Annotated in this window: 23 protein-coding genes; 7 read left to right on the plus strand and 16 right to left on the minus strand. The window is 53.4% G+C overall.

Annotated features, from left to right (window positions below; genetic code table 11):
• The first annotated feature begins 14 nt into the window (after positions 1-14).
• Complete coding sequence (gene diaA / locus IP582_RS22055) at positions 15-605, plus strand: DnaA initiator-associating protein DiaA (protein ID WP_039077495.1); 591 nt, start codon at positions 15-17, stop codon at positions 603-605.
• A gap of 9 nt (positions 606-614) precedes the next feature.
• Complete coding sequence (gene dolP, locus IP582_RS22060; protein WP_039077494.1) at positions 615-1,190, plus strand: division/outer membrane stress-associated lipid-binding lipoprotein; 576 nt, start codon at positions 615-617, stop codon at positions 1,188-1,190.
• Between the two features lie 47 nt (positions 1,191-1,237).
• Here the strand turns inward: dolP and IP582_RS22065 are convergent, their stop codons facing one another.
• Together IP582_RS22065 and IP582_RS22070 are read right to left on the minus strand one after the other, a co-directional pair.
• The gene (locus tag IP582_RS22065; RefSeq protein WP_193794458.1) at positions 1,238-2,275 is read right to left on the minus strand and encodes a permease; all 1,038 of its coding nucleotides are present in this window, start codon (positions 2,273-2,275) and stop codon (positions 1,238-1,240) included.
• Between the two features lie 74 nt (positions 2,276-2,349).
• Positions 2,350-2,988, minus strand: coding sequence for an NAD(P)H-binding protein (locus IP582_RS22070; RefSeq protein ID WP_193794459.1), 639 nt, complete (start codon positions 2,986-2,988; stop codon positions 2,350-2,352).
• A 118-nt stretch (positions 2,989-3,106) separates the two neighbouring features.
• On the opposite strand from IP582_RS22070, the gene IP582_RS22075 reads away from it, so the two are divergent.
• Positions 3,107-3,625 (plus strand): type 1 glutamine amidotransferase domain-containing protein, encoded by a 519-nt coding sequence (locus tag IP582_RS22075; RefSeq protein ID WP_193794460.1) that lies wholly within the window; start codon positions 3,107-3,109, stop codon positions 3,623-3,625.
• Here IP582_RS22075 and IP582_RS22080 read toward each other — a convergent pair.
• Positions 3,605-4,048 carry a YhbP family protein gene (locus IP582_RS22080; protein WP_071194451.1) on the minus strand — a complete coding sequence of 148 codons (444 nt, stop codon included), beginning with the start codon at positions 4,046-4,048 and terminating at the stop codon, positions 3,605-3,607. The two genes, IP582_RS22075 and IP582_RS22080, sit on opposite strands and share 21 nt — an antisense overlap.
• Positions 4,049-4,101: 53 nt before the next feature.
• Between IP582_RS22080 and IP582_RS22085 the strand changes: the two genes are divergently transcribed.
• Positions 4,102-4,395 (plus strand): GIY-YIG nuclease family protein, encoded by a 294-nt coding sequence (locus IP582_RS22085; protein ID WP_193794461.1) that lies wholly within the window; start codon positions 4,102-4,104, stop codon positions 4,393-4,395.
• Here IP582_RS22085 and IP582_RS22090 read toward each other — a convergent pair.
• A complete protein-coding gene (locus IP582_RS22090; protein WP_193794462.1) occupies positions 4,392-4,895 on the minus strand; it encodes a GNAT family N-acetyltransferase in 504 nt (167 codons plus the stop codon). The two genes, IP582_RS22085 and IP582_RS22090, sit on opposite strands and share 4 nt — an antisense overlap.
• Complete coding sequence (locus IP582_RS22095) at positions 4,889-5,413, minus strand: SCP2 domain-containing protein (protein WP_193794463.1); 525 nt, start codon at positions 5,411-5,413, stop codon at positions 4,889-4,891. The genes IP582_RS22090 and IP582_RS22095 overlap by 7 nt, the downstream gene beginning before the upstream one ends.
• Before the next feature lie 240 nt (positions 5,414-5,653).
• On the opposite strand from IP582_RS22095, the gene IP582_RS22100 reads away from it, so the two are divergent.
• The 3 genes from IP582_RS22100 (at position 5,654) to IP582_RS22110 (ending at position 8,687) form a co-directional block, all read left to right on the plus strand.
• Positions 5,654-6,649 carry a peptidase U32 family protein gene (locus tag IP582_RS22100; protein WP_193794464.1) on the plus strand — a complete coding sequence of 332 codons (996 nt, stop codon included), beginning with the start codon at positions 5,654-5,656 and terminating at the stop codon, positions 6,647-6,649.
• A gap of 8 nt (positions 6,650-6,657) precedes the next feature.
• Positions 6,658-7,536: a U32 family peptidase gene (locus IP582_RS22105; RefSeq protein ID WP_193794465.1), complete on the plus strand. Its 879-nt coding sequence runs from the start codon at positions 6,658-6,660 to the stop codon at positions 7,534-7,536.
• A 143-nt stretch (positions 7,537-7,679) separates the two neighbouring features.
• Complete coding sequence (locus IP582_RS22110) at positions 7,680-8,687, plus strand: LLM class flavin-dependent oxidoreductase (protein WP_039077485.1); 1,008 nt, start codon at positions 7,680-7,682, stop codon at positions 8,685-8,687.
• An 87-nt stretch (positions 8,688-8,774) separates the two neighbouring features.
• Here the strand turns inward: IP582_RS22110 and mtr are convergent, their stop codons facing one another.
• The 11 genes from mtr to rimP form a co-directional block, all read right to left on the minus strand.
• Positions 8,775-10,019, minus strand: a complete 1,245-nt coding sequence (gene mtr, locus IP582_RS22115; RefSeq protein ID WP_039077484.1) for a tryptophan permease — start codon at positions 10,017-10,019, stop codon at positions 8,775-8,777.
• A 137-nt stretch (positions 10,020-10,156) separates the two neighbouring features.
• Positions 10,157-12,076 carry a DEAD/DEAH family ATP-dependent RNA helicase gene (locus tag IP582_RS22120; RefSeq protein WP_039077483.1) on the minus strand — a complete coding sequence of 640 codons (1,920 nt, stop codon included), beginning with the start codon at positions 12,074-12,076 and terminating at the stop codon, positions 10,157-10,159.
• Positions 12,069-12,149, minus strand: a complete 81-nt coding sequence (gene yrbN, locus IP582_RS22125; protein ID WP_103245196.1) for a protein YrbN — start codon at positions 12,147-12,149, stop codon at positions 12,069-12,071. Before yrbN ends, IP582_RS22120 begins: the two co-directional genes overlap by 8 nt.
• A 107-nt stretch (positions 12,150-12,256) precedes the next feature.
• The gene (gene nlpI / locus IP582_RS22130) at positions 12,257-13,141 is read right to left on the minus strand and encodes a lipoprotein NlpI (protein ID WP_039077482.1); all 885 of its coding nucleotides are present in this window, start codon (positions 13,139-13,141) and stop codon (positions 12,257-12,259) included.
• 108 nt (positions 13,142-13,249) lie between these two features.
• Positions 13,250-15,385, minus strand: coding sequence for a polyribonucleotide nucleotidyltransferase (gene pnp / locus IP582_RS22135; protein WP_193794466.1), 2,136 nt, complete (start codon positions 15,383-15,385; stop codon positions 13,250-13,252).
• A gap of 250 nt (positions 15,386-15,635) precedes the next feature.
• On the minus strand, positions 15,636-15,905 hold the full coding sequence (gene rpsO / locus IP582_RS22140; RefSeq protein ID WP_004385056.1) for a 30S ribosomal protein S15: 270 nt from the start codon (positions 15,903-15,905) through the stop codon (positions 15,636-15,638).
• A gap of 144 nt (positions 15,906-16,049) precedes the next feature.
• Positions 16,050-16,997 (minus strand): tRNA pseudouridine(55) synthase TruB, encoded by a 948-nt coding sequence (gene truB, locus IP582_RS22145; RefSeq protein WP_193794467.1) that lies wholly within the window; start codon positions 16,995-16,997, stop codon positions 16,050-16,052.
• Positions 16,997-17,401, minus strand: a complete 405-nt coding sequence (gene rbfA / locus IP582_RS22150; RefSeq protein ID WP_039077479.1) for a 30S ribosome-binding factor RbfA — start codon at positions 17,399-17,401, stop codon at positions 16,997-16,999. Before rbfA ends, truB begins: the two co-directional genes overlap by 1 nt.
• A 212-nt stretch (positions 17,402-17,613) precedes the next feature.
• Entirely contained in the window at positions 17,614-20,328 is a 2,715-nt protein-coding gene (infB, locus tag IP582_RS22155) for a translation initiation factor IF-2 (protein WP_039077478.1), read from the minus strand.
• Between the two features lie 24 nt (positions 20,329-20,352).
• The gene (nusA, locus tag IP582_RS22160) at positions 20,353-21,840 is read right to left on the minus strand and encodes a transcription termination factor NusA (protein ID WP_039077477.1); all 1,488 of its coding nucleotides are present in this window, start codon (positions 21,838-21,840) and stop codon (positions 20,353-20,355) included.
• Between the two features lie 28 nt (positions 21,841-21,868).
• Complete coding sequence (gene rimP, locus IP582_RS22165; RefSeq protein WP_047373469.1) at positions 21,869-22,321, minus strand: ribosome maturation factor RimP; 453 nt, start codon at positions 22,319-22,321, stop codon at positions 21,869-21,871.
• Positions 22,322-22,456 lie beyond the last annotated feature (135 nt).

The raw sequence follows: 22,456 nt of genomic DNA on the forward strand, positions 1-22,456 counted from the left end.
GATAGGGATCACCCGTGCTCGATAGAATTAAAGTTTGCTTTACAGAAAGCATTCAAACCCAGATTGCGGCGGCAGAAGCGCTGCCAGACGCAATTTCACGCGCGGCCATGACCATGGTCCATTCCCTGCTTAACGGCAACAAAATCCTCTGTTGTGGCAATGGAACTTCCGCCGCCAACGCACAGCATTTTGCTGCCAGTATGATTAATCGTTTTGAAACGGAACGCCCAAGTTTACCTGCCATTGCACTTAATACCGATAATGTGGTCTTAACGGCAATCGCAAACGATCGTTTGCATGACGAAATTTATGCCAAGCAGGTTCGGGCACTCGGACACGCAGGCGACATATTGCTGGCGATTTCCACCCGTGGAAACAGCCGCGATATTGTTAAAGCCGTTGAAGCCGCAGTAACGCGCGATATGAGTATCGTGGCGCTTACGGGGTATGACGGTGGTGAACTGGCCGGATTGTTGGGGCCGCAGGATGTCGAGATACGTATTCCTTCCCACCGCAGCGCACGCATACAGGAAATGCATATGCTGACGGTAAATTGTTTATGCGATCTGATAGATAACACGCTTTTCCCTCACCAGGATGATTAAGGAGTACATATGAAGGCATTTACGCCCCTCGCAGTCCTTATTTCCGCACTGCTGCTACAAGGCTGTGTAGGCGCAGTGGTGGTCGGTTCAGCTGCTGTCGGTACCAAAGCGGCAACCGATCCACGTACGGTTGGCACTCAGGTGGATGACGGTACTCTTGAACTTCGCGTTAACAGCGCGCTGTCTAAAGACGAACAGATTAAAAAACAGGCTCGCATAAACGTCACGGCGTATCAGGGGAAAGTCCTGCTGGTGGGTCAGGCGCCAACCACCGATCTCTCGTCACGTGCTAAGCAAATCGCCATGGGCGTAGACGGTGCAACAGAGGTCTACAACGAAATTCGCCAGGGCCAGCCAATTGGTATGGGAACGGCCGCCAGCGATACCTGGATCACCTCAAAAGTGCGTACGCAACTGCTCAGTAGCGACCAGGTGAAATCGTCCAATGTGAAAGTCACCACTGAGAATGGCGAAGTGTTCTTGCTGGGCCTGGTGACCGATCGTGAAGGCAGAGCCGCGGCGGATATCGCCAGCCGCGTCAGCGGTGTGAAACATGTCACTACCGCGTTTACAATGATTAAATAGCGTTGACTCTTCTCCCCGGCGGGCATAGCACCACCGGGGAGAATCAGTTAAAACAATGCCAGCGTTCCGGTAATCACCCCGCCTAATGCCACCAGCCCCCCTGTTAGCCACAGTGCTTTGGCCGGAAAGGATTTGCGCAGCATAATCAGCGACGGCAGGCTGACCGCAGGCAGCGTCATCAGTAGCGCCATTGCCGGGGCTGTCCCCATCCCCGCCAGCATCATTGTCTGGACAATCGGAATCTCCGCCGCCGTTGGGATCACGAACAGGCAACCGGCTATCGCCATCGCAACCACCCACATCAGGGAATTATCAATTGCACCATCGGCATGCGGGAACAGCCAGACACGGGCGGCGCCCAGTACCAGCACGGCAAGGATATAAACCGGGATTGTGCTCCAGAACAGAACCCACAGCGCCTTTCCCCAGCGGGCAAAAAAGTGCCCTTCCGGTTCCGGCAACGAAAGATCGACCGGTGCCGTCTGCTGGATATCATCCTTGACCAGATACTGCACCAGTGTCGCCACGCCAATAACCATCACTAACCCGGCAATCAGTCGCATAGCGACAAAATGCCAGCCCAGCACAAAACCCATAAAAACCAGGGTTGCCGGGTTAAGCAGCGGGTTGCCCATCCAGAATGCCAGCGCGCCGCCCATCGAGACCTGCTGACGACGCATTCCAGCCGCAACGGGCGCTGCACAGCAGGAGCACATCATGCCCGGCAGGGAAAACAGCGTGCCAAAGAGTGTGCCGCTCAGTCGCTTTTGCCCAAGCGTACGAATCAGCCAGTTTCGCGGGATAAGCACCTGAATTAACGAACCCAGCAACACCCCCAGCACCGCCGCTTTCCAGACGGCAAGAAAATAGACCATGGCATAGTCAAGAGCAGCCTGGAATGGGCTGGCATCGGCCTGAGCGAGAATAGATTTACCAATACTGTGAGTTTCAGCGGCGGTGAAGGCTTTTCCGTAATAGGGCTGCCACTTCACATACCAGAGACCCACGATCACGACGAAAAAAAAGAGAGCGGGTTTCCACCATTGCACCGGTGTCGCCGCCCGAGATGAAGACTGACCAGTCATACCATTCTCCGGGGGATAAATGCAGAAATAATTACCCGGCGAATAGTACTCCTGGGCTATTTATTTGAAAATGATTAATCACTTGCCATCGCGCGCAGTCGGGCAGATGAGAGGATCTCCACACGTTGCGAAGAAGGAGAAAAGGCCGCTTTCAGCATCGCGCTGGCCACATCCTGTGCGGCAATCGATTTCCAGTTCCCCGGCATGATGCGAAATAACGGGGCAAACAGTGACTCGTTAACACGATGCTTTTCACGGTTCCCCAGTAGCATCGACGGGCGCGCAATGGTCAAACGCTCCCACTCTTGCTCCATCAGCGCATTTTCCATCTCGCCTTTCACCCGATTATAGAAAAACGGCGAACGTGCATTAGCGCCCAGCGCACTCACCACCAGCATGTGCCGTGCCCCCAGTCGTAGCCCTGTTAACGCCGTGTCGACCACCAGTGTGTAATCGGCATGTATAAAGGCCTCTTTGCTACCCGCTTCACGTCGTGTCGTTCCCAGGCAGCAAAAAACAGTATCAACGGGTTCCGTCACCATGGCGAGTGCATCGGTTAACTGGGGATCATGAGGATTGAACATACCAGAGATCGGTTCTAATGGCCGACGCGTGGGGGCTGCAATGTTATCAACGCGAGCATCATTCGCCAGCATCCGCAGTAAGATCCCGCCAACCAGCCCGGTTGCGCCCGTTATCAATACCCGACTCATATCCTCTCCTTTTGCAGAATAGTCTGCCTTGCAATGTCATCGCCCTGAACCAGGCTTAGTAATCCTGATAGTCATTATTGTTGAAAATGACCAGCCTGAGCTGAATAACGGAGGATACATGAGCAAGAAAATTGCAGTCTTGATCACCGACGAATTTGAAGATTCAGAATTTACGTCTCCGGCAGAGGAGTTTCGTAAGGCAGGCCACGAAGTGGTTACGATAGAGAAGCAGGCGGGTAAGACAGTGAAAGGTAAGCAAGGCGATGCCAGCGTGACCATCGACGAAGCGATTGATGACGTCCGGCCCGCCGACTTCGACGCCCTGCTTCTGCCAGGCGGACATTCGCCAGACGCTCTGCGTGGCGACAACCGTTTCGTCACCTTTACCCGCGATTTTATTAACAGCGGAAAACCTGTATTTGCGATTTGCCACGGGCCGCAGCTTTTGATTAGTGCCGATGTTCTGCGCGGCAGAAAACTGACGGCGGTGAAACCGATCGTGGTAGATGTGAAAAACGCGGGGGGCGAATTCTACGACCAGGAAGTGGTGGTTGATAATAACCAACTGGTCACCAGCCGTACGCCTGATGATCTCCCCGCGTTTAACCGCGAAGCATTACGGCTGCTGGGTGCCTGAGTCACGTATCCAGTGAAGCTTTTTACCAAAGCCCAGCGTGTTATCGGTGAATTTCAGTTCGGTGAGGCGAATTTCCCACATCGGCGCCGATAAAACGCGGGCAACAGGAAAGCGGCGGTTGTACTGCGCACGTGGGCCGACGCTTTCCGCCTCCTCAAGACGCCGTATCTCCCCGGTAAATTGCACGCCGCGAATAAGTGCGACCGTCTTTGGTTGCCCATTTACGGTTCCGGCAATGTTCGCCTGCAGGCCGGTCATCTGCGAATGACGCGTATGGTCCTCACTCAGAAGATAAAATGCGACTTTTTGCGGATCATAGATATAAAAGGCATTCGCACACCACAACTCCCCCCTGTTGGCCACACACCAGGTCACAACATGCTGCTTCGCCAGCCAGCGACTAATGGCCGCAAGAGTTTCCATTTCTCTTCATCCTCGTGTTATTTTTCTTTCACATTAGCACAATGAATGACGTTATGACGCTCTGGTCTCTTTATCTCATCCGCACGGCGGACAACAGCCTTTATACCGGTATTACCACCGATGTGGCGCGTCGCTTTATAGAGCATCAAAGCGGCAAAGGCGCAAAAGCACTGCGGGGAAAGGGGGAACTCACGCTGGCATTTTCCGCGCCAGTGGGAGAGCGCTCGCTGGCGCTGCGTATGGAGTATCGCATCAAACAACTGACAAAACGCCAGAAGGAGCGCCTCGTTGCCGGAGATGGCATCTTTGAAGCGCTATTAGAAGGCCTGGTTACCGCAGCCGATTAGAAGCGATTAAAGTGCTCGTGGTATTCCACCAGCCCCTTCACATGATTTAACGCATCGTCTGCCAGTGGGTGGAGCTGAAAAGCACTTTCGGTATCCGGCCAACGGCAATGCAGACCGAACTTCGCCGCAGGCTCAAAGCCCAGATGGCCGAAAAAGTCAGGGCTACCCAGCGTCACCACGGCGGCATAGCCAAACTCATTGAGTGAGTCCAGGCCTTCGTATACCAACTGGCGAGCAAGGCCCTGGCTACGATACGCCTCATCGACGGCCAATGGCGCAAGGCCAACCCACTGTAAATCTTCGCCCTGCACGGCAACCGGACTGAATGCGACATAACCGATGACCTGCCCTTCATCATCCGTTGCGACAAGCCCAAGTGTAATTAAGCCGTCTTCGCGCAGATCGTGCACCAGCGTCGCTTCGCGCTCATCCGCAAAAGTGCGGCGCAAAAGCGCGTCGATTCCCGGTGCATCAATCCCAATTTCTACTCGAATCAGCATGGTTCACCTACAGAAGATTGTGGCGTTGAGTCCGGCGCTTGCAGGCCAGCTTCAACAAAATCCGCCAGTTGCAGTAGCATGACGCGAAGTGCTTTCGGCATCTGCTCCAGCTCAATGGCGTCCATCAGGTTTTTCACATACAACCCAAGCTCCGTGTCACCTTCAATGACCAGTCGGCGTTGAAAGAACAGCGTATCCGGATCTTGTTTGCGCGCGGCGATCATCAGCAGGTCGCTGGCATCTGCGCTGAAACTGACATCAGCCGTGGCAGACTCACGCACGATTAATCGTGAATTTTCAACCGAGGTATACCACGTCAGGCCAATATCGCGAACCTGGATACTTAACCAGCGGCCTTCAAGAAACTCTAGCTCCCCGTCTGCCAGCGCCTGTTGGAACTGCCAGCATAAGACCTGCTCCAGAACCTGCCGTTTAATGGCGAAAGGCGTCAGCTTAACCGGCACGCTCAACAAAGACGGGCCAACATGAACGAGACGTGAGCGCAGTTTTTCCAACACGAGCATTACTCCCTGAAATGAAAATTCCTTCTATTTTGCCATATCAGATAAACGACATGGCGGCGTAAATCAACAATTACGTAAGAAGAATGCCTCGATTATTGATGTCACCAATACACAATTAACTGCCTCAAATCAAAAATTGTCGCTACCAGGTTAACTAAAATCCCAGTTCATTAACAATTTAGCGCCCCACGTGGGTTGCCAGGGCCAATACAGCCCCTGATTTCAGGATAAATTATGGAGTTGCTCTGCCCTGCCGGAAACCTTCCGGCACTCAAAGCGGCCATCGAAAACGGTGCCGACGCCGTCTATATCGGCCTGAAAGATGATACCAACGCCCGCCACTTTGCCGGTCTCAATTTTACAGAAAAGAAACTGCAGGAAGCGGTCAGTTTTGTGCATCAGCACCGACGCAAACTGCATATCGCGATTAACACCTTCGCGCATCCTGATGGTTATCAACGCTGGGAGCGCGCTGTGGATATGTCCGCGCAAATCGGTGCAGATGCGTTGATTCTCGCCGATCTGGCTATGCTGGAATATGCTGCAGCGCGTTATCCCCATATCGAACGCCACGTTTCTGTGCAGGCATCGGCAACCAATGAAGAGGCCATTCGCTTCTACCATCGCCATTTTGACGTCGCCCGCGTTGTCCTGCCTCGCGTTTTATCTATTCATCAGGTTAAACAGTTAGCCCGCGTCACACCTGTGCCGCTGGAAGTCTTTGCTTTTGGCAGCCTGTGCATCATGGCTGAAGGGCGCTGCTATCTCTCCTCTTACCTGACGGGTGAGTCGCCAAATACCGTGGGCGCCTGCTCTCCGGCACGTTTTGTGCGCTGGCAGCAAACCCCGCAGGGGCTGGAATCACGCCTCAATGAAGTGCTGATCGACCGCTACCAGGATGGCGAAAACGCAGGTTATCCGACGCTGTGTAAAGGCCGCTATCTGGTCGATGGCGAGCGCTACCACGCGCTGGAAGAGCCCACCAGCCTGAATACGCTGGAATTATTGCCTGAACTGCTGGCGGCCAATATTGCCTCGGTGAAAATTGAGGGCCGTCAGCGCAGCCCGGCCTATGTGAGTCAGGTGGCCAAAGTCTGGCGACAGGCCATTGACCGCTGCATTGCCGATCCGCAGAACTTCGTGCCGCAATCCGCCTGGATGAACACGCTGGGTGCGATGTCAGAAGGCACGCAGACCACGCTTGGCGCTTACCATCGCAAATGGCAGTAGGAAACACGATGAAATATTCACTCGGCCCCGTGCTCTGGTACTGGTCAAAAGAGACGTTAGAGGCGTTTTACCAGCAAGCCGCAAACAGCAGCGCAGATGTGATTTATCTTGGCGAAGCGGTGTGCAGCAAGCGTCGCGCCACTAAAGTGGGCGACTGGCTGGATATGGCGAAACAACTTGCCGACAGCGGCAAACAGGTCGTGCTCTCGACTCTTGCGCTGGTGCAAGCCTCGTCAGAGCTTAACGAACTCAAACGCTATGTCGATAACGGCGATTTCCTGCTGGAAGCCAGCGATCTCGGCGTGGTGAACCTGTGTGCCGAGCGCAAATTGCCCTTCGTCGCGGGACACGCGCTAAACTGCTACAACGCCGTTACGCTGCGTCTGCTGCTTAAGCAAGGGATGATGCGCTGGTGCATGCCGGTAGAACTTTCGCGCGACTGGCTCATTAACTTGCTCGAACAGTGCGAAACGCTGGGTATTCGCGATGAGTTCGAAGTGGAAGTGCTGAGTTACGGGCATCTGCCGCTGGCCTATTCCGCGCGCTGCTTTACCGCACGCTCGGAAGACAAACCGAAAGATGAGTGCGAAACCTGCTGCATTAAATATCCAAATGGACGCCGTATGCTGTCGCAGGAAAATCAGCAGGTGTTCGTGCTTAATGGCATCCAGACCATGAGTGGTTACGTCTACAACCTGGGCAATGAACTCAAGTCGATGGCGGGTATCGTGGACATGGTACGGTTGTCACCCATGGGGGAAGAGACGTTTGCCATGCTCGACGCCTTTCGCGCCAATGAAAATGGACAAGCGCCTTTGCTGCTGACAGCAAACAGTGACTGTAACGGCTACTGGCGACGTCTGCCGGGTCTGGAACTCCAGGCTTAAGAAACCGCTCACTTTGTTAACAACAGTCATCAGATTTTAATGCACTATTAAAGATGCAGCTTTCCTGGCCGACGCATCCTGGATGCGCCAGGCTGGAAGAAGACCTTCAATCTGATGACTATGCTGTAGCAAAGTGAGCCGTTATGACCGACAAAACGATTGCCTTCTCGGTGTTGGATCTTGCACCGATCCCACAGGGCGCTTCTGCTAAAGAGGCCTTCGCCCATTCTCTTGATCTCGCAAGGCTTGCTGAAAAGCGCGGATATCACCGCTTCTGGCTGGCTGAGCACCACAATATGGTGGGTATCGCCAGTGCGGCGACATCCGTCTTGATTGGCTATCTGGCGGCCAATACCACCTCTCTGCATCTGGGTTCCGGCGGTGTCATGCTGCCAAATCATGCTCCGCTGGTGATTGCCGAACAATTCGGTACGCTTAACACGCTCTATCCGGGCCGTATCGATCTGGGTCTTGGGCGCGCGCCAGGTAGCGATCAACCAACCATGCGGGCACTGCGTCGCCATATGAGCGGCGATGTGGATAATTTCCCGCGCGATGTTGCCGAACTGGTGGACTGGTTTGATGCCAACGACCCGAATCCGCACGTTCGCCCGGTGCCGGGTTATGGCGAGAAAATTCCGGTATGGCTACTCGGTTCCAGTCTTTATAGTGCTCAACTGGCGGCACAGCTTGGTCTGCCGTTTGCGTTTGCTTCGCACTTTGCACCGGACATGCTGTTCCAGGCGTTGCATCTGTATCGCACCCAATTCAAGCCTTCCGCGCGACTGGAAAAACCGTATGCCATGGTGTGTATCAATATCGTTGCGGCAGACAGTAACCGCGATGCGGAATTCCTGTTTACCTCCATGCAGCAGGCTTTCGTGAAATTGCGCCGTGGGGAAACCGGCCAGTTGCCACCACCGATCCAAAATATGGATCAGTTCTGGTCGCCGTCAGAGCAATATGGCGTACAGCAGGCGCTGGGAATGTCACTGGTGGGCGATAAGGCGAAAGTGCGTCACGGGCTGGAGTCTGTACTGCGCGAAACCCAGGCTGATGAGATTATGGTTAACGGACAAATCTTTGATCACCAGGCGCGTTTGCATTCGTTTGATTTGGCGATGCAGGTGAAAGAGGAACTGCTGGGTTAGGTTTTTCCCGGATGCAGCGCGCTGTGCTTTATCCGGGTTACCCCACCCGTAGCCCGGCTAAGCAGAGCGCCAGCCGGGACAGGAGCATTAACGGTAAACCGGCAAAAGGTCAAAGCTCGACAGCACATGCACCAGCGCATTGCCCACGCCAAACACAAGGATCAGCGCAATCATCGGCTTGCCGCCCCAGACGCGAAAACGCGGGCTGCCAAAGCGTTTACGCGATGCGTTAGCCAGTAAAGCGGGAACAATTGCCGCCCAGATTGTCGCCGCCAGCCCCGCATAACCAATCGCGTAGAGAAAGCCATTTGGCCACAACAAACCACCGACAATCGGAGGCAGAAACGTCAGCAGCGCAGTTTTAAAGCGCCCCTGTGCCGAATCATCAAAACCGAACAGATCGGCCAGATAGTCAAACAAGCCCAGGGTCACGCCAAGGAAAGAACTCGCCACCGCAAAGTTGGAGAAGACCACCAGCAGCAGATCCAGACTGCGGCTGTTCAGCACGCCGCTTAACGCCTGCACCAGCACATCAATATTGCCGCCCTTCTGGGCAATGCCGATAAACTCCGGACGTGGAATATTCCCCATCGTGCCCAACAGCCATACCATATACAGGGCCAGCGCCAGCAACGTGCCATATACCAGGCAACGCGCGATAGTGCGCGGATCTTTACCATAGAACTTCATCAGGCTCGGCACATTACCGTGGTAACCAAACGACGCCAGACAAAACGGCAGTGTCATCAGCAAGTACGGCGTATAGGACGCATTGCTTTCCGCCACATTGAATAATGTCGCGGGTTGAACATGCCCCAGCAAACTGCCGAAGGTGAGGAAAAAAGTGATAACTTTCGCCCCCAGCACAATCGCCGTCATCCGGCTCACTGCGCGGGTAGATAGCCAGACGATAAAGGCGACCAGCAGCGCAAACCCAAGGCCTGCAACACGAGGCGGGACGTTTAACGACAGCTCAGCAAAGGTGTGATGCAGAATAGAACCGCTCGCTGAAATATAAGCGTAGGTCAGGATATAGAGCACAAAAGCGATGGAGAGACCGTTAATCACATTCCAGCCGTTGCCCAGCAAATCTTTGGTAATGGTATCGAAGCTCGCACCAATGCGGTAATTGAGGTTCGCTTCCAGAATCATTAGCCCGGAATGCAGCATACAAAACCAGGTGAACACCAGGGCCGCTATCGACCAAAAGAACCACGCGCCTGACATGACCACCGGCAGTGAAAACATCCCCGCACCAATCACCGTTCCGCCAATAATCACCACACCGGCAAGCAACGAAGGGGTCGCTTGTGTGGTTGTCAGTGTTGCCATGCTATCTTCTCCAGTAAGGTAAAATACCGATGCATTGTACCAGTACAAGAGTACATAACAGATAAAAGAAACCCCGATGTTTTGCACCGGGGTTGTATCAATTACTTTACGAAGTGTAAAGCTGGCTTACTGCGCGATTATGCGTCACCGAAACGACGACGGCTGGAGCCTTCTTCGCGGTCACGACGCGGAGCGCGACGTTCGCCACTGAAGTTACGACCTTCGCTACGACCGCCTTCACGACGCTCACCACCGAAGCTGCGACCACCTTCACGGCGTTCACCACCGCCGAAGCTGCGGCCACCTTCACGACGCTCACCACCGCCACGACGCTCAGGACGTGGCTGTGCATCACCCAGAAGCTGCATGTTCATCGGCTTGTTCAGGATGCGGGTGCGAGTAAAGTGCTGCAGAACTTCGCCCGGCATGCCTTTCGGCAGTTCGATGGTAGAGTGGGTACCGAACAGCTTGATGTTACCGATATAACGGCTGCTGATGTCGCCTTCGTTAGCAATCGCGCCAACGATATGACGAACTTCAACACCATCATCACGGCCAACTTCAATACGGTACAGTTCCATTTCGCCAGCATCACGACGTTCACGACGCGGACGATCTTCACCACCACGCTCAGGACGGTCACCACGCGGACCACGGTCGTTACGATCGCCACGGCGTTCAAAGCGGTCGTCGCGCTCACGGAATTCACGCTTAGGACGCATCGGCGCGTCTGGCGGAACGATCAGCGCACGTTCACCCTGTGCCATTTTCAGCAGAGCAGCGGCCAGCGTTTCGAGATCCAGCTCTTCACCTTCCGCAGACGGCTGGATTTTCGCCAGCAGAGCACGGTACTGATCCAGATCGCTGCTTTCCAGCTGCTGCTGTACTTTCGCGGCGAATTTTTCCAGACGGCGTTTGCCCAGCAGTTCTGCGTTCGGCAGTTCTACTTCTGGAATAGTCAGCTTCATGGTGCGTTCGATGTTACGCAGCAGACGACGTTCGCGGTTCTCAACAAACAGCAACGCACGACCAGCGCGACCTGCACGACCGGTACGGCCGATACGGTGAACGTAAGACTCGGAATCCATCGGGATGTCATAGTTAACAACCAGGCTGATACGCTCAACGTCCAGACCACGTGCTGCCACGTCGGTTGCAATCAGGATATCCAGACGACCGTCTTTCAGACGCTCCAGAGTCTGCTCACGCAGGGCCTGGTTCATGTCGCCATTCAGCGCGGCGCTGTTATAGCCGCTACGCTCCAGCGCTTCTGCCACTTCCAGGGTCGCGTTTTTGGTACGAACGAAGATGATCGCCGCATCAAAATCTTCTGCTTCCAGGAAACGTACCAGCGCTTCGTTTTTACGCATGCCGTACACAGACCAGTAGCTCTGGCTGATGTCCGGGCGAGTAGTCACGCTGGATTGAATGCGCACTTCCTGCGGCTCTTTCATAAAGCGGCGGGTAATGCGGCGAATCGCTTCCGGCATGGTTGCAGAGAACAGTGCGGTCTGATGACCGTCCGGGATCTCTGCCATGATGGTTTCAACGTCTTCGATGAAGCCCATACGCAACATTTCATCGGCTTCGTCCAGCACCAGACCGCTCAGTTTAGAGAGATCCAGCGTACCGCGTTTCAGGTGGTCAAGCAGACGACCCGGGGTACCGACAACAATCTGTGGCCCTTGACGCAGGGCGCGTAACTGCACGTCATAACGCTGGCCGCCATAAAGGGCAACCACGTTCACGCCGCGCATGTGTTTAGAGAAATCTGTCATGGCTTCGGCAACCTGAACCGCCAGTTCGCGGGTCGGCGCCAGCACCAGGATTTGCGGTGCTTTCAGCTCAGGATCAAGATTGTTCAGCAGCGGTAATGAAAACGCTGCGGTTTTGCCGCTACCCGTCTGGGCCATACCCAGTACGTCGCGACCGCCCAGCAGATGCGGAATGCACTCTGCCTGGATTGGAGATGGTTTTTCGTAACCCAGATCGTTAAGGGCTTCAAGGATAGGAGCCTTCAGGCCCAGATCTGCAAAAGTGGTTTCGAATTCAGCCATGTAGTACGTGTGCCTCGATATTAATGGCGGCCAGTCTACATAACTCATCGTGAAAATTTTCGGTAATTTTCATTAAAAGTGTGAACCGGCTCAAAGTAGGTGTATTAACGAACAACAACGCCCTCACCCGCGAAGGTGATGGCAATCAAAGTAATGATTACGGGCTGATGTGTACGTCAGCTATTGCTGGTCCGATTCTGCCAGGTCATCTTGCTCCTGGCCCAAGAGCGCTAATTCCAACAATGCATAACGGTGCTCAACAAAATTATGAACGTTGTTAGCCACCGCTAATTTGAACAGTGCCGCAGCGCTGTCCTTTTCCCCCAGACTTAGGTAGTACTTACCTAAATAGAAGTTGGTTTCACTGAGATGCTCAGCGAGCGAGGTGTTATCCGTTGCGTCTGCCTTCAGGCGGTTCATTAGCTCTTGTTCGCTAATATCGCCAAGGTAGAACTCGACAATGTTCCATCCCCATTGCTCTTTACCCGATTTTTCGAAGCGTTGTTTCAGCGCTTCTTTAGCCTGCTTCTCATCGAGCTTCCGCTCAACGATGTAAAGCCACAGACTCCGGAAAGGGTCATTGGGATCGTCTTGATAAAACGCCAGCAGATCATCTTGCGCTAACTTATCGCGACCGCCGTAATATAATGCGATACCGCGATTCAAGTGCGCGTAGTTGTAAGTTGGATCAAGCTCAAGTACAGAATCAAACGCTTCATAGGCAGCATCAAAATTGCCTGCCTGCGTTAAATAAATGCCTAAGTAATTGAATACTTCCGGCATATCCGGTCGGATGGCCAGCGCTTGTGAAAAATCATTTCGCGCCAGTGCCCTCAAACCAAGACTATCATACAATACTCCGCGCTCATATAAAAGCTGTGCGCGTTCATCATCGGATAAAGCCCGACTGGCAAGAATTTGTTCCATGCGCGCCAGAATCACTTCTTGCTGCAAAGTCGGTTGCAATGGCACCGCGAGGACTTCGCTCTTACGCCAGGCAGAGTTGCTGCATCCTGCCAGCGTTAAAGCTGTCGCAACGAAACACCAGCGCAAAAAAGGCTTCATTTCCCACTCCCGAAGACAACAATTGGATGAACGTCCTGTCCCCCGGCTGCAAACACGGCGTCCTGCCAGTTAAATAACCCTCCGCTTTCGCGGAGGGCAAACACCATTTTACTCGCCCTGCTCTGCTTGCGGCGCTTCCGGCGCTGCTTCAGGCTGAGTTTGTTCAGTGGCTTCTTTAATGCTAAGACGAATACGGCCCTGGCGATCAACTTCCAGAACTTTCACCGGTACTTCCTGACCCATCTGCAGATAGTCAGTCACTTTCTCAACGCGCTTGTCAGCGATCTGAGAGATGTGAACCAGACCTTCTTTACCGCCGCCGATGGCAACGAATGCGCCAAAGTCAACGATGCGGGTCACTTTACCGTTGTAGATACGACCTACTTCGATTTCTGCAGTGATCTCTTCGATACGACGAATAGCGAATTTCGCTTTTTCGCCATCGGTCGCTGCGATTTTCACGGTGCCGTCATCTTCGATTTCGATGGTAGTGCCGGTTTCTTCGGTCAGCGCACGAATCACAGAGCCACCTTTACCGATGACGTCTTTGATTTTGTCCGGGTTGATCTTGATGGTGTGGATACGCGGTGCGAATTCAGAGATATCGCCGCGCGGCGCATTGATCGCCTGCTCCATTACGCTCAGGATGTGCAAACGAGCACCTTTAGCCTGGTTCAACGCAACCTGCATGATCTCTTTGGTGATGCCTTCAATTTTGATATCCATCTGCAGTGCAGAGATACCGTCGCGGGAGCCCGCTACTTTGAAGTCCATATCGCCAAGGTGATCTTCATCGCCCAGGATGTCAGAAAGAACAACAAAGTTGTCGCCTTCTTTCACCAGGCCCATTGCGATACCCGCAACGGCTGCTTTGATCGGTACGCCAGCGTCCATCAGCGCCAGAGAAGCGCCACACACGGAAGCCATGGAAGAAGAACCGTTGGATTCGGTGATTTCAGACACCACACGAACGGTGTACGGGAATTTATCCGCTTCCGGCATTACAGCCAGTACGCCGCGCTTCGCCAGACGACCGTGACCAATTTCACGACGCTTCGGCGAGCCAACCATACCGGTTTCACCTACGGAGTACGGAGGGAAGTTGTAATGGAACAGGAAGCTGTCAGTGCGCTCACCCATCAGCTCATCAATGATCTGCGCATCACGGGCAGTACCCAGCGTTGCGGTAACCAGAGCCTGAGTTTCACCACGGGTAAACAGCGCGGAACCGTGAGTACGCGGCAATACGCCAGTGCGCACGTCCAGACCACGGATCATGTCTTTTTCGCGACCATCGATACGCGGTTCGCCTGCCAGTACGCGGCTACGAACAACATTTTTCTCGATAGCGTGCAGGATGTCGCCCAGCTCGTTGGCATCCAGGGTTTCATCTTCTGCAACCAGCGCAGCTACAACGTCAGATTTAATGACATCAACCTGAGCATAACGCTCTTGTTTGTCAGTGATGCGGTAAGCATCGCTCAGACGCGCTTCTGCCAGAGCAGCAACGCGTGCGTTCAGCGCTGCGTTGACGGCTTCTGGCTGCCAGTCCCAACGCGGTTTGCCCGCTTCTTTTACCAGGTCGTTAATGGCCTGGATAACAACCTGCTGCTGTTCGTGGCCAAATACGACTGCGCCCAGCATCTGGTCTTCGCTCAGCAATTCTGCTTCGGATTCCACCATCAGTACCGCACCTTCGGTACCCGCTACCACCAGGTCCAGTTTGCTGGACTTCAGTTCTTCCTGGGTAGGGTTCAGTACGTATTGATCGTTAATGTAACCCACGCGCGCTGCGCCAATCGGGCCATTGAACGGAATACCTGACAGAGACAGTGCTGCGGAAGCACCAATCATAGAAACGATATCCGGGTTAACCTGCGGGTTAACGGAAACCACGGTTGCAATAACCTGAACTTCGTTAACGAAGCCTTCCGGGAACAGCGGACGAACCGGGCGGTCAATCAGACGCGCAATCAGTGTTTCGCCTTCGCTTGGACGGCCTTCACGACGGAAGAAACCACCCGGGATTTTACCAGCAGCGTAGGTACGCTCTTGATAGTTAACAGTTAACGGGAAGAAATCCTGGCCCGGTTTAGCTTTTTTAGCGCCCACAACAGTAACGAATACCGCAGTGTCATCCATGCTAACCATAACGGCTGCCGTCGCCTGACGTGCCATCATGCCGGTTTCCAGCGTAACGGTATGTTGGCCGTACTGGAATTTACGAACGATCGGATTAAGCAAAATATTATCCTTTCTTAATCTTAATGAATGACAGAAACCCCCAGGGATGCTGTCGTTTAAACCCGATCTTCCTGCATCCTCGCGACTAATGACAACCCTAACCCCGCTCTCGTGGGTAAAGCCTCTCATTAGCCGCGCGAACCTCTGCAACGAAGATCATTCATAGCAACAATACATTATTGTACTGTTAATTACTGCCGTCTGGTTGAAAAAAGGGGCCTTACGGCCCCTTTCTTGAAACTCGCAAGAATTAGCGACGCAGACCCAGACGCTCGATCAGCGCGGTGTAGCGTGCAACATCTTTACGTTTCAGGTAGTCGAGCAGTTTACGACGCTGAGAAACCATACGCAGCAGACCACGACGGCTGTGGTGATCTTTTTTGTGCTCTGCAAAGTGGCCCTGCAGGTGGTTGATCTGTGCAGTCAGCAGTGCAACCTGAACTTCGGTAGAACCGCTGTCGTTTTCGCCACGACCAAACTCAGAAACGATTTTTGCTTTAGCTTCAACGCTTAGAGACATTTTGTACTCCAGTGATAAAAAAATGAGAGGGTGCCGATCTCTAATTCAGCAACCCCGGAATTAATACCAGATATTGTTAAACAATTGACCCGACATTAAGCGCCAATATTCTACTCTCAGTGGCTGGTTATCGCAAGACGAGGCTTAGACTGGCGGGTACTCAACCACCAGACGACGCGGAGCAACACGCCCTTCGTCATCCATTTCGCCCATACCGATAAATTTCGCCTCTTCACCTTCAGTGACACGCACCAGACCTTCATGCGGCACACCGGTGGTTCGCACAGGATTACCGTTGCGGAAGTAAACCGACGAAGTCAACGGAAGGTTAACAACAGGGTAGTCAGCTGCCGGGCTATCCATGGGCATTAATAACGGATCGAGTAATTGAGCCGCCGGGATATCACGCTGCTCAGCTTGCGCGACCAGGTCATGCAATTGTTCCAGCGTCACCATTCGCTCAGCAGGATATTTACTCACCGCCAGACGGCGCAGATAAATCACATGTGCGCCACAGCCCAGTTTCTCACCCAGATCGTCAACAATTGTACGAATATAGGTGCCTTTCGAGCAGTGAACTTCCAGTTCCAGTTCATCGCCTTCGTGGCGGATGAACAACAGTTCATACACCGTAATAGGTCGGGCTTCGCGTGGAACTTCGATACCCTGGCGCGCGTATTCATACAGCTTTTTGCCCTGATATTTCAGTGCAGAATACATTGAGGGTATTTGTTCGATATCGCCACGAAAGGTCTCCAGCGCGGCGGCCAGTTGCTCAACGCTAAAATCGACCGGACGCTCTTCGACGATTTGACCATCAGCATCAGAGGTATCGGTGCGCTGTCCCAGCTTCGCAATCACACGGTAACGCTTGTCAGAATCCAGCAGATACTGGGAGAACTTTGTCGCCTCTCCCAGACAAACCGGTAGCATACCTGTTGCCAGAGGATCCAACGCGCCAGTATGCCCGGCGCGATTGGCATTAAAGAGACGTTTAACTTTTTGCAGTACATCATTGCTGGATGCGCCTTGCGGTTTATCCAGCAACAGCACGCCGTGCACATCGCGACCGCGACGACGAGGACGACTCATCAGTCCTCCTTGCTGTCGTCCGTTGGGTTCACACGACGTTCATCGTCATGTTTCACCACGCTGGTGACGAGGTTAGACATACGCATCCCTTCCACCAGTGAGTTGTCATAGAAGAAAGTCAGTTCTGGCACGATACGCAGGCGCATAGCTTTGCCGAGCAGCGTACGGATGAAACCGGATGCTTCCTGCAGCGCTTTGATGCCCGCTTTAACGGCGGCTTCATCTTTGTCGTTCAGGAAGGTCACAAACACTTTGGCATAGGCCAGATCGCGAGAGACTTCAACGCCCGATACAGTCGTCATCATGCCAACACGCGGGTCTTTAATTTCGCGCTGCAGGATGATGGCGATTTCTTTCTGCATCTCCTGGGCTACGCGCTGTGGGCGACCAAATTCTTTCGCCATAATAAATTCTCCAGACAAAAAAGGGGCTTATAGCCCCTTTTGAAATTCATACCGGGTGGCGCTGCGCTTACCCGGTCTACACTAATCAATTTTCTAAGCTTTTGGGATTCCGGCAAGGCGGCAAGCTCATCAATCCCCGGGAGCATAGATAACTATGTGACCGGGGTGAGTGAACGTAACCAACACAGTGGCGGCCCAAAAGCCGACGAAAATTAATCGATGCTACGTTGGATCTCGATAATTTCGAACACTTCGATCATATCGCCAACGCGAACGTCGTTGTAGTTCTTAACGCCGATACCACATTCCATGCCGTTACGGACTTCGTTAACGTCATCTTTGAAGCGGCGCAGGGATTCCAGCTCGCCTTCATAGATAACCACGTTGTCACGCAGGACGCGGATTGGGTTATGACGTTTAATCGTGCCTTCGGTAACCATACAGCCCGCGATCGCACCGAATTTCGGTGATTTGAACACGTCACGAACCTCAGCCAGACCAATGATCTGCTGTTTCAGTTCCGGAGACAGCATGCCGCTCATCGCTGCTTTCACTTCGTCGATCAGGTTATAGATGACGGAGTAGTAACGCAGATCCAGACCTTCAGCTTCGATCACGCGGCGCGCAGAGGCGTCGGCACGAACGTTAAAGCCAACCAGAATGGCATTCGAAGCCGTTGCAAGGGTAGCATCGGTTTCGGTGATACCACCAACACCGGAACCTACGATCTTCACTTTCACTTCGTCAGTAGACAGTTTCAGCAGAGAATCGGTGATCGCTTCCACAGAACCCTGAACGTCCGCTTTCAGAACGACGTTCACTTCGTGGACTTCGCCTTCGGTCATGTTGGCGAACATATTTTCCAGTTTGGATTTCTGCTGACGCGCCAGTTTGACTTCGCGGAATTTACCCTGACGATACAGGGCAACTTCACGTGCTTTCTTCTCGTCGCGAACAACCGTCGCTTCATCACCCGCTGCCGGAACACCAGACAGGCCGAGGATTTCAACCGGAATAGACGGACCCGCTTCGCTAACTTCACGACCAAGCTCATCACGCATCGCACGTACGCGGCCATATTCAAAGCCACACAGAACGATATCGCCTTTATGCAGAGTACCTTCGCGTACCAGAACGGAAGCAACCGGACCACGACCTTTATCCAGGAAGGATTCGATCACAACACCGCTCGCCATACCGGTACGGATAGCTTTCAGCTCAAGAACCTCAGCCTGCAGCAGGATAGCGTCGAGCAGCTCGTCGATACCGGTACCCGCTTTTGCAGATACATGAACGAACTGGCTTTCGCCGCCCCACTCTTCCGGCATAATGCCGTACTGGGACAATTCATTCTTAACGCGATCCGGATCCGCTTCTGGCTTATCGATTTTGTTCACTGCAACAACAACCGGTACCTGCGCCGCTTTTGCGTGCTGGATAGCTTCGATTGTTTGCGGCATCACGCCATCGTCAGCAGCCACAACCAGAACCACGATATCCGTTGCCTGCGCACCACGTGCACGCATCGCGGTAAACGCGGCGTGGCCCGGGGTATCCAGGAAGGTGATCATGCCGTTTTCGGTTTCGACATGGTATGCACCGATGTGCTGGGTAATGCCGCCCGCTTCACCTGAGGCTACTTTCGTTGAACGAATGTAGTCCAGCAGAGAGGTTTTACCGTGGTCAACGTGACCCATGATGGTCACGACCGGCGCACGCGGTTCAGCAGCAGCACCCGTATCACGGTCGCTCATTACCGCTTCTTCCAGTTCGTTTTCACGACGGAGGATAACTTTGTGGCCCATTTCTTCGGCTACAAGCTGTGCGGTTTCCTGGTCGATAACCTGGTTGATGGTGGCCATTGCGCCCAGTTTCATCATCGCTTTGATGACCTGAGAGCCTTTCACCGCCATTTTGTTTGCCAGCTCGCCAACGGTCAGCGTTTCACCGATCACAACGTCACGGTTAACTGCCTGCGCAGGCTTCTGGAAGCTCTGTTGCAGAGCAGAACCTTTACGCTGTTTGCCGCCTTTACCACCGCGAATGGCCGCACGGGCTTCTTCACGATCGGCTTTGCTTTCGGCATGCTTGTTGCCTTTTTTCGCTGGGCGTGCCGCTTTCGCGTTACGACCACGACCACGACCACCTTCGACTTCACGGTCGCTATCGTCCTCAGCCTGGCGTGCATGGTGAGAAGTGGTTACATGATAGTCGCTGCTTTCTTCTTCTTTATCGCTGCTGGCATTCCAACGGGATTCGTTTTCCTCAGCCATGCGACGAGCTTCTTCCGCTACGCGACGCGCATTTTCTTCCAGCTTACGACGAGCCTCCTCTTCCGCTTTGCGCTTAAGATCTTGCGCCTCAGCTTCACGACGGGCTTTTTCACCCTGGGCTGTCCTGGTCATTTCGTCAGATTGTTGGTTGCTCACTTTGCTATTTTCCGCAGCTTCACGTTTTGCTTTATCAGCAGACTCGCGTTTGGCTTTTTCATCCGCTTCACGCTTCGCTCTTTCTTCGGCATCACGTTTGGCTTTTTCCTCGGCTTCGCGCTTAGCAGCTTCCTCTGCTTCACGACGGGCCTTATCCTCCGCTTCACGCTTCGCCTCTTCTTCCGCTGCGAGACGTTCCGCCTCTTGTGGATCGCGTTTTACAAAGGTGCGTTTTTTACGGACTTCGATCTGCACCGATTTACTTTTCCCACCGGTGCCCTGAATGCTTAATGTGCTACGCGTCTTGCGCTGCAACGTCAGCTTGTCAGGACCTGAGCCGTGTTCACGGTTCAGATGCGCTAACAGCGTCTGTTTTTCTTGTGCCGTCACTGAGTCTTCAGCGGACTTACGGATCCCTGCATCAGCAAATTGCTGTACCAGGCGGTCCACAGAGGTCTGAATCTCAGCGGCCAGCGTTTTTACGGTTACATCTGTCATGCTGTTCCTTCCTGCTACAGTTTATTACGCTTCGCCACCAAACCAGCAAATATTACGTGCGGCCATGATGAGCTCCCCGGCTTTCTCGTCGGTCAAACCGTCGATATCGCTCAGGTCATCTACGCCCTGGTCGGCGAGATCTTCCAGCGTACAAACACCGCGGGCTGCCAGTTTAAACGCCAACGCACGATCCAAACCTTCCAGGTTCAGCAGGTCTTCAGCCGGTTCTTTATTACCGATGCTTTCTTCCTGCGCCAGAGCCAGAGTGGTCAGGGCATTTTTCGCGCGTTCGCGCAGGGCTTCAACGGTATCTTCATCCAGACCGTCGATTTCCAGCAGCTCTTTCATTGGCACATAGGCCAGTTCTTCCAGCGTGGAGAAACCTTCTTCAACCAGAACAGTGGCGAAGTCTTCGTCAATGTCGAGGTAGCGAGTGAAGGTGTCGATCGCTGCATGGGCTTCTGCCTGATGCTTCGCCTGCAGGTCTTCAACGGTCATCACGTTGAGTTCCCAGCCGCTCAGCTGCGAAGCCAGACGAACGTTCTGGCCATTACGGCCAATCGCCTGAGCCAGGTTACCGGCTTCAACGGCGATATCCATGGTGTGCTTGTCTTCATCAACAACGATAGAAGCAACATCAGCAGGCGCCATGGCGTTAATAACGAACTGCGCCGGGTTATCATCCCACAGGACGATATCGATTCGCTCGCCGCCCAGTTCGGTTGATACTGCCTGAACACGTGCGCCACGCATCCCTACACACGCACCGACCGGGTCGATACGTTTGTCGTTGGTTTTCACAGCAATTTTTGCACGAGAACCAGGATCGCGAGCAGCCGCTTTGATTTCGATAACTTCTTCGCCGATTTCCGGTACTTCAATGCGGAACAGTTCGATCAGCATCTCAGGTTTGGAACGCGTCACGAACAACTGTGCGCCACGCGCTTCGGGACGTACAGCGTAGAGCACGCCGCGAATACGGTCGCCCGGACGGAAGTTTTCACGTGGCAGCATGTCTTCACGCAGAATGACTGCTTCGGCATTGCTACCCAGATCAAGCGTGATGTTGTCGCGGTTCACTTTCTTCACCACACCCGTGATGATCTCGCCTTCATGCTCACGGAACTGGTCAACAACCATTGCACGTTCAGCTTCGCGCACTTTCTGCACGATAACCTGTTTTGCCGTTTGGGTGGTAATACGGTCAAAGGTGACAGATTCAATCTGGTCTTCAACAAAATCACCAACATTCATGCTTTCGTCTTCGAAGCGAGCCGCTTCCAGCGTAATTTCGCGCGTTGGCTGGGTAACTTCTTCGACTACAACCCAACGGCGGAACGTATCGAAATCACCGCTCTTACGATCGATCTCTACGCGGACATCAATCTCTTGCTCGTATTTTTTCTTGGTTGCTGTAGCCAGAGCACTTTCCAGCGCTTCGAAGATTTTTTCACGCGGCAGCGCTTTTTCGTTAGAAACAGCTTCAACAACAGCCAAAATTTCTTTATTCATCGGGGGCCTTTCACCTCAATCCAGACTGTTAAAAGTGGGGGACCAGGTTCGCTTTCTGAATGTTGCTCAATGCGAACACTTCATCTTTACCTTCGACCGTAACGGTGATCATCTCGCCATCGACACCTTTGATAACGCCTTGCCATTTACGACGGTTCTGTACCGCCATACGCAAGACCAGCGACACCTCTTCACCCGTAAAACGCGCGTAGTGTTCCGCTGTAAATAAGGGACGATCAAGGCCTGGTGAGGACACTTCCAGGTTATAAGCAACGGTAATAGGATCTTCAACATCCATCACCGCGCTGACCTGGTGGCTGACATCGGCACAATCATCAACATTGATGCCATCTTCACTATCAATATAGATGCGCAGTGTAGATGTGCGACCACGCACAAATTCAATACCAACCAGCTCGTAGCCCAGTGCTTCAACCGGTGCTGTGATCATCTCTGTTAATTTTTGCTCTAATGTGGACAAGCCCACCCCCAAGACATAAAAAAAGGGCGTAAAGCCCAGTTATTCCGTAGTCAGATAACAAAAAACCCCGATAAATCGGGGCTTTAAATAACTGAACCCTATAGCCGCAACTGCGGCCTGGAGAACCTTCCGGGA

It is taken from the genome of Citrobacter sp. BDA59-3 (assembly GCF_015167655.1).
Lineage (GTDB): Bacteria > Pseudomonadota > Gammaproteobacteria > Enterobacterales > Enterobacteriaceae > Phytobacter > Phytobacter diazotrophicus.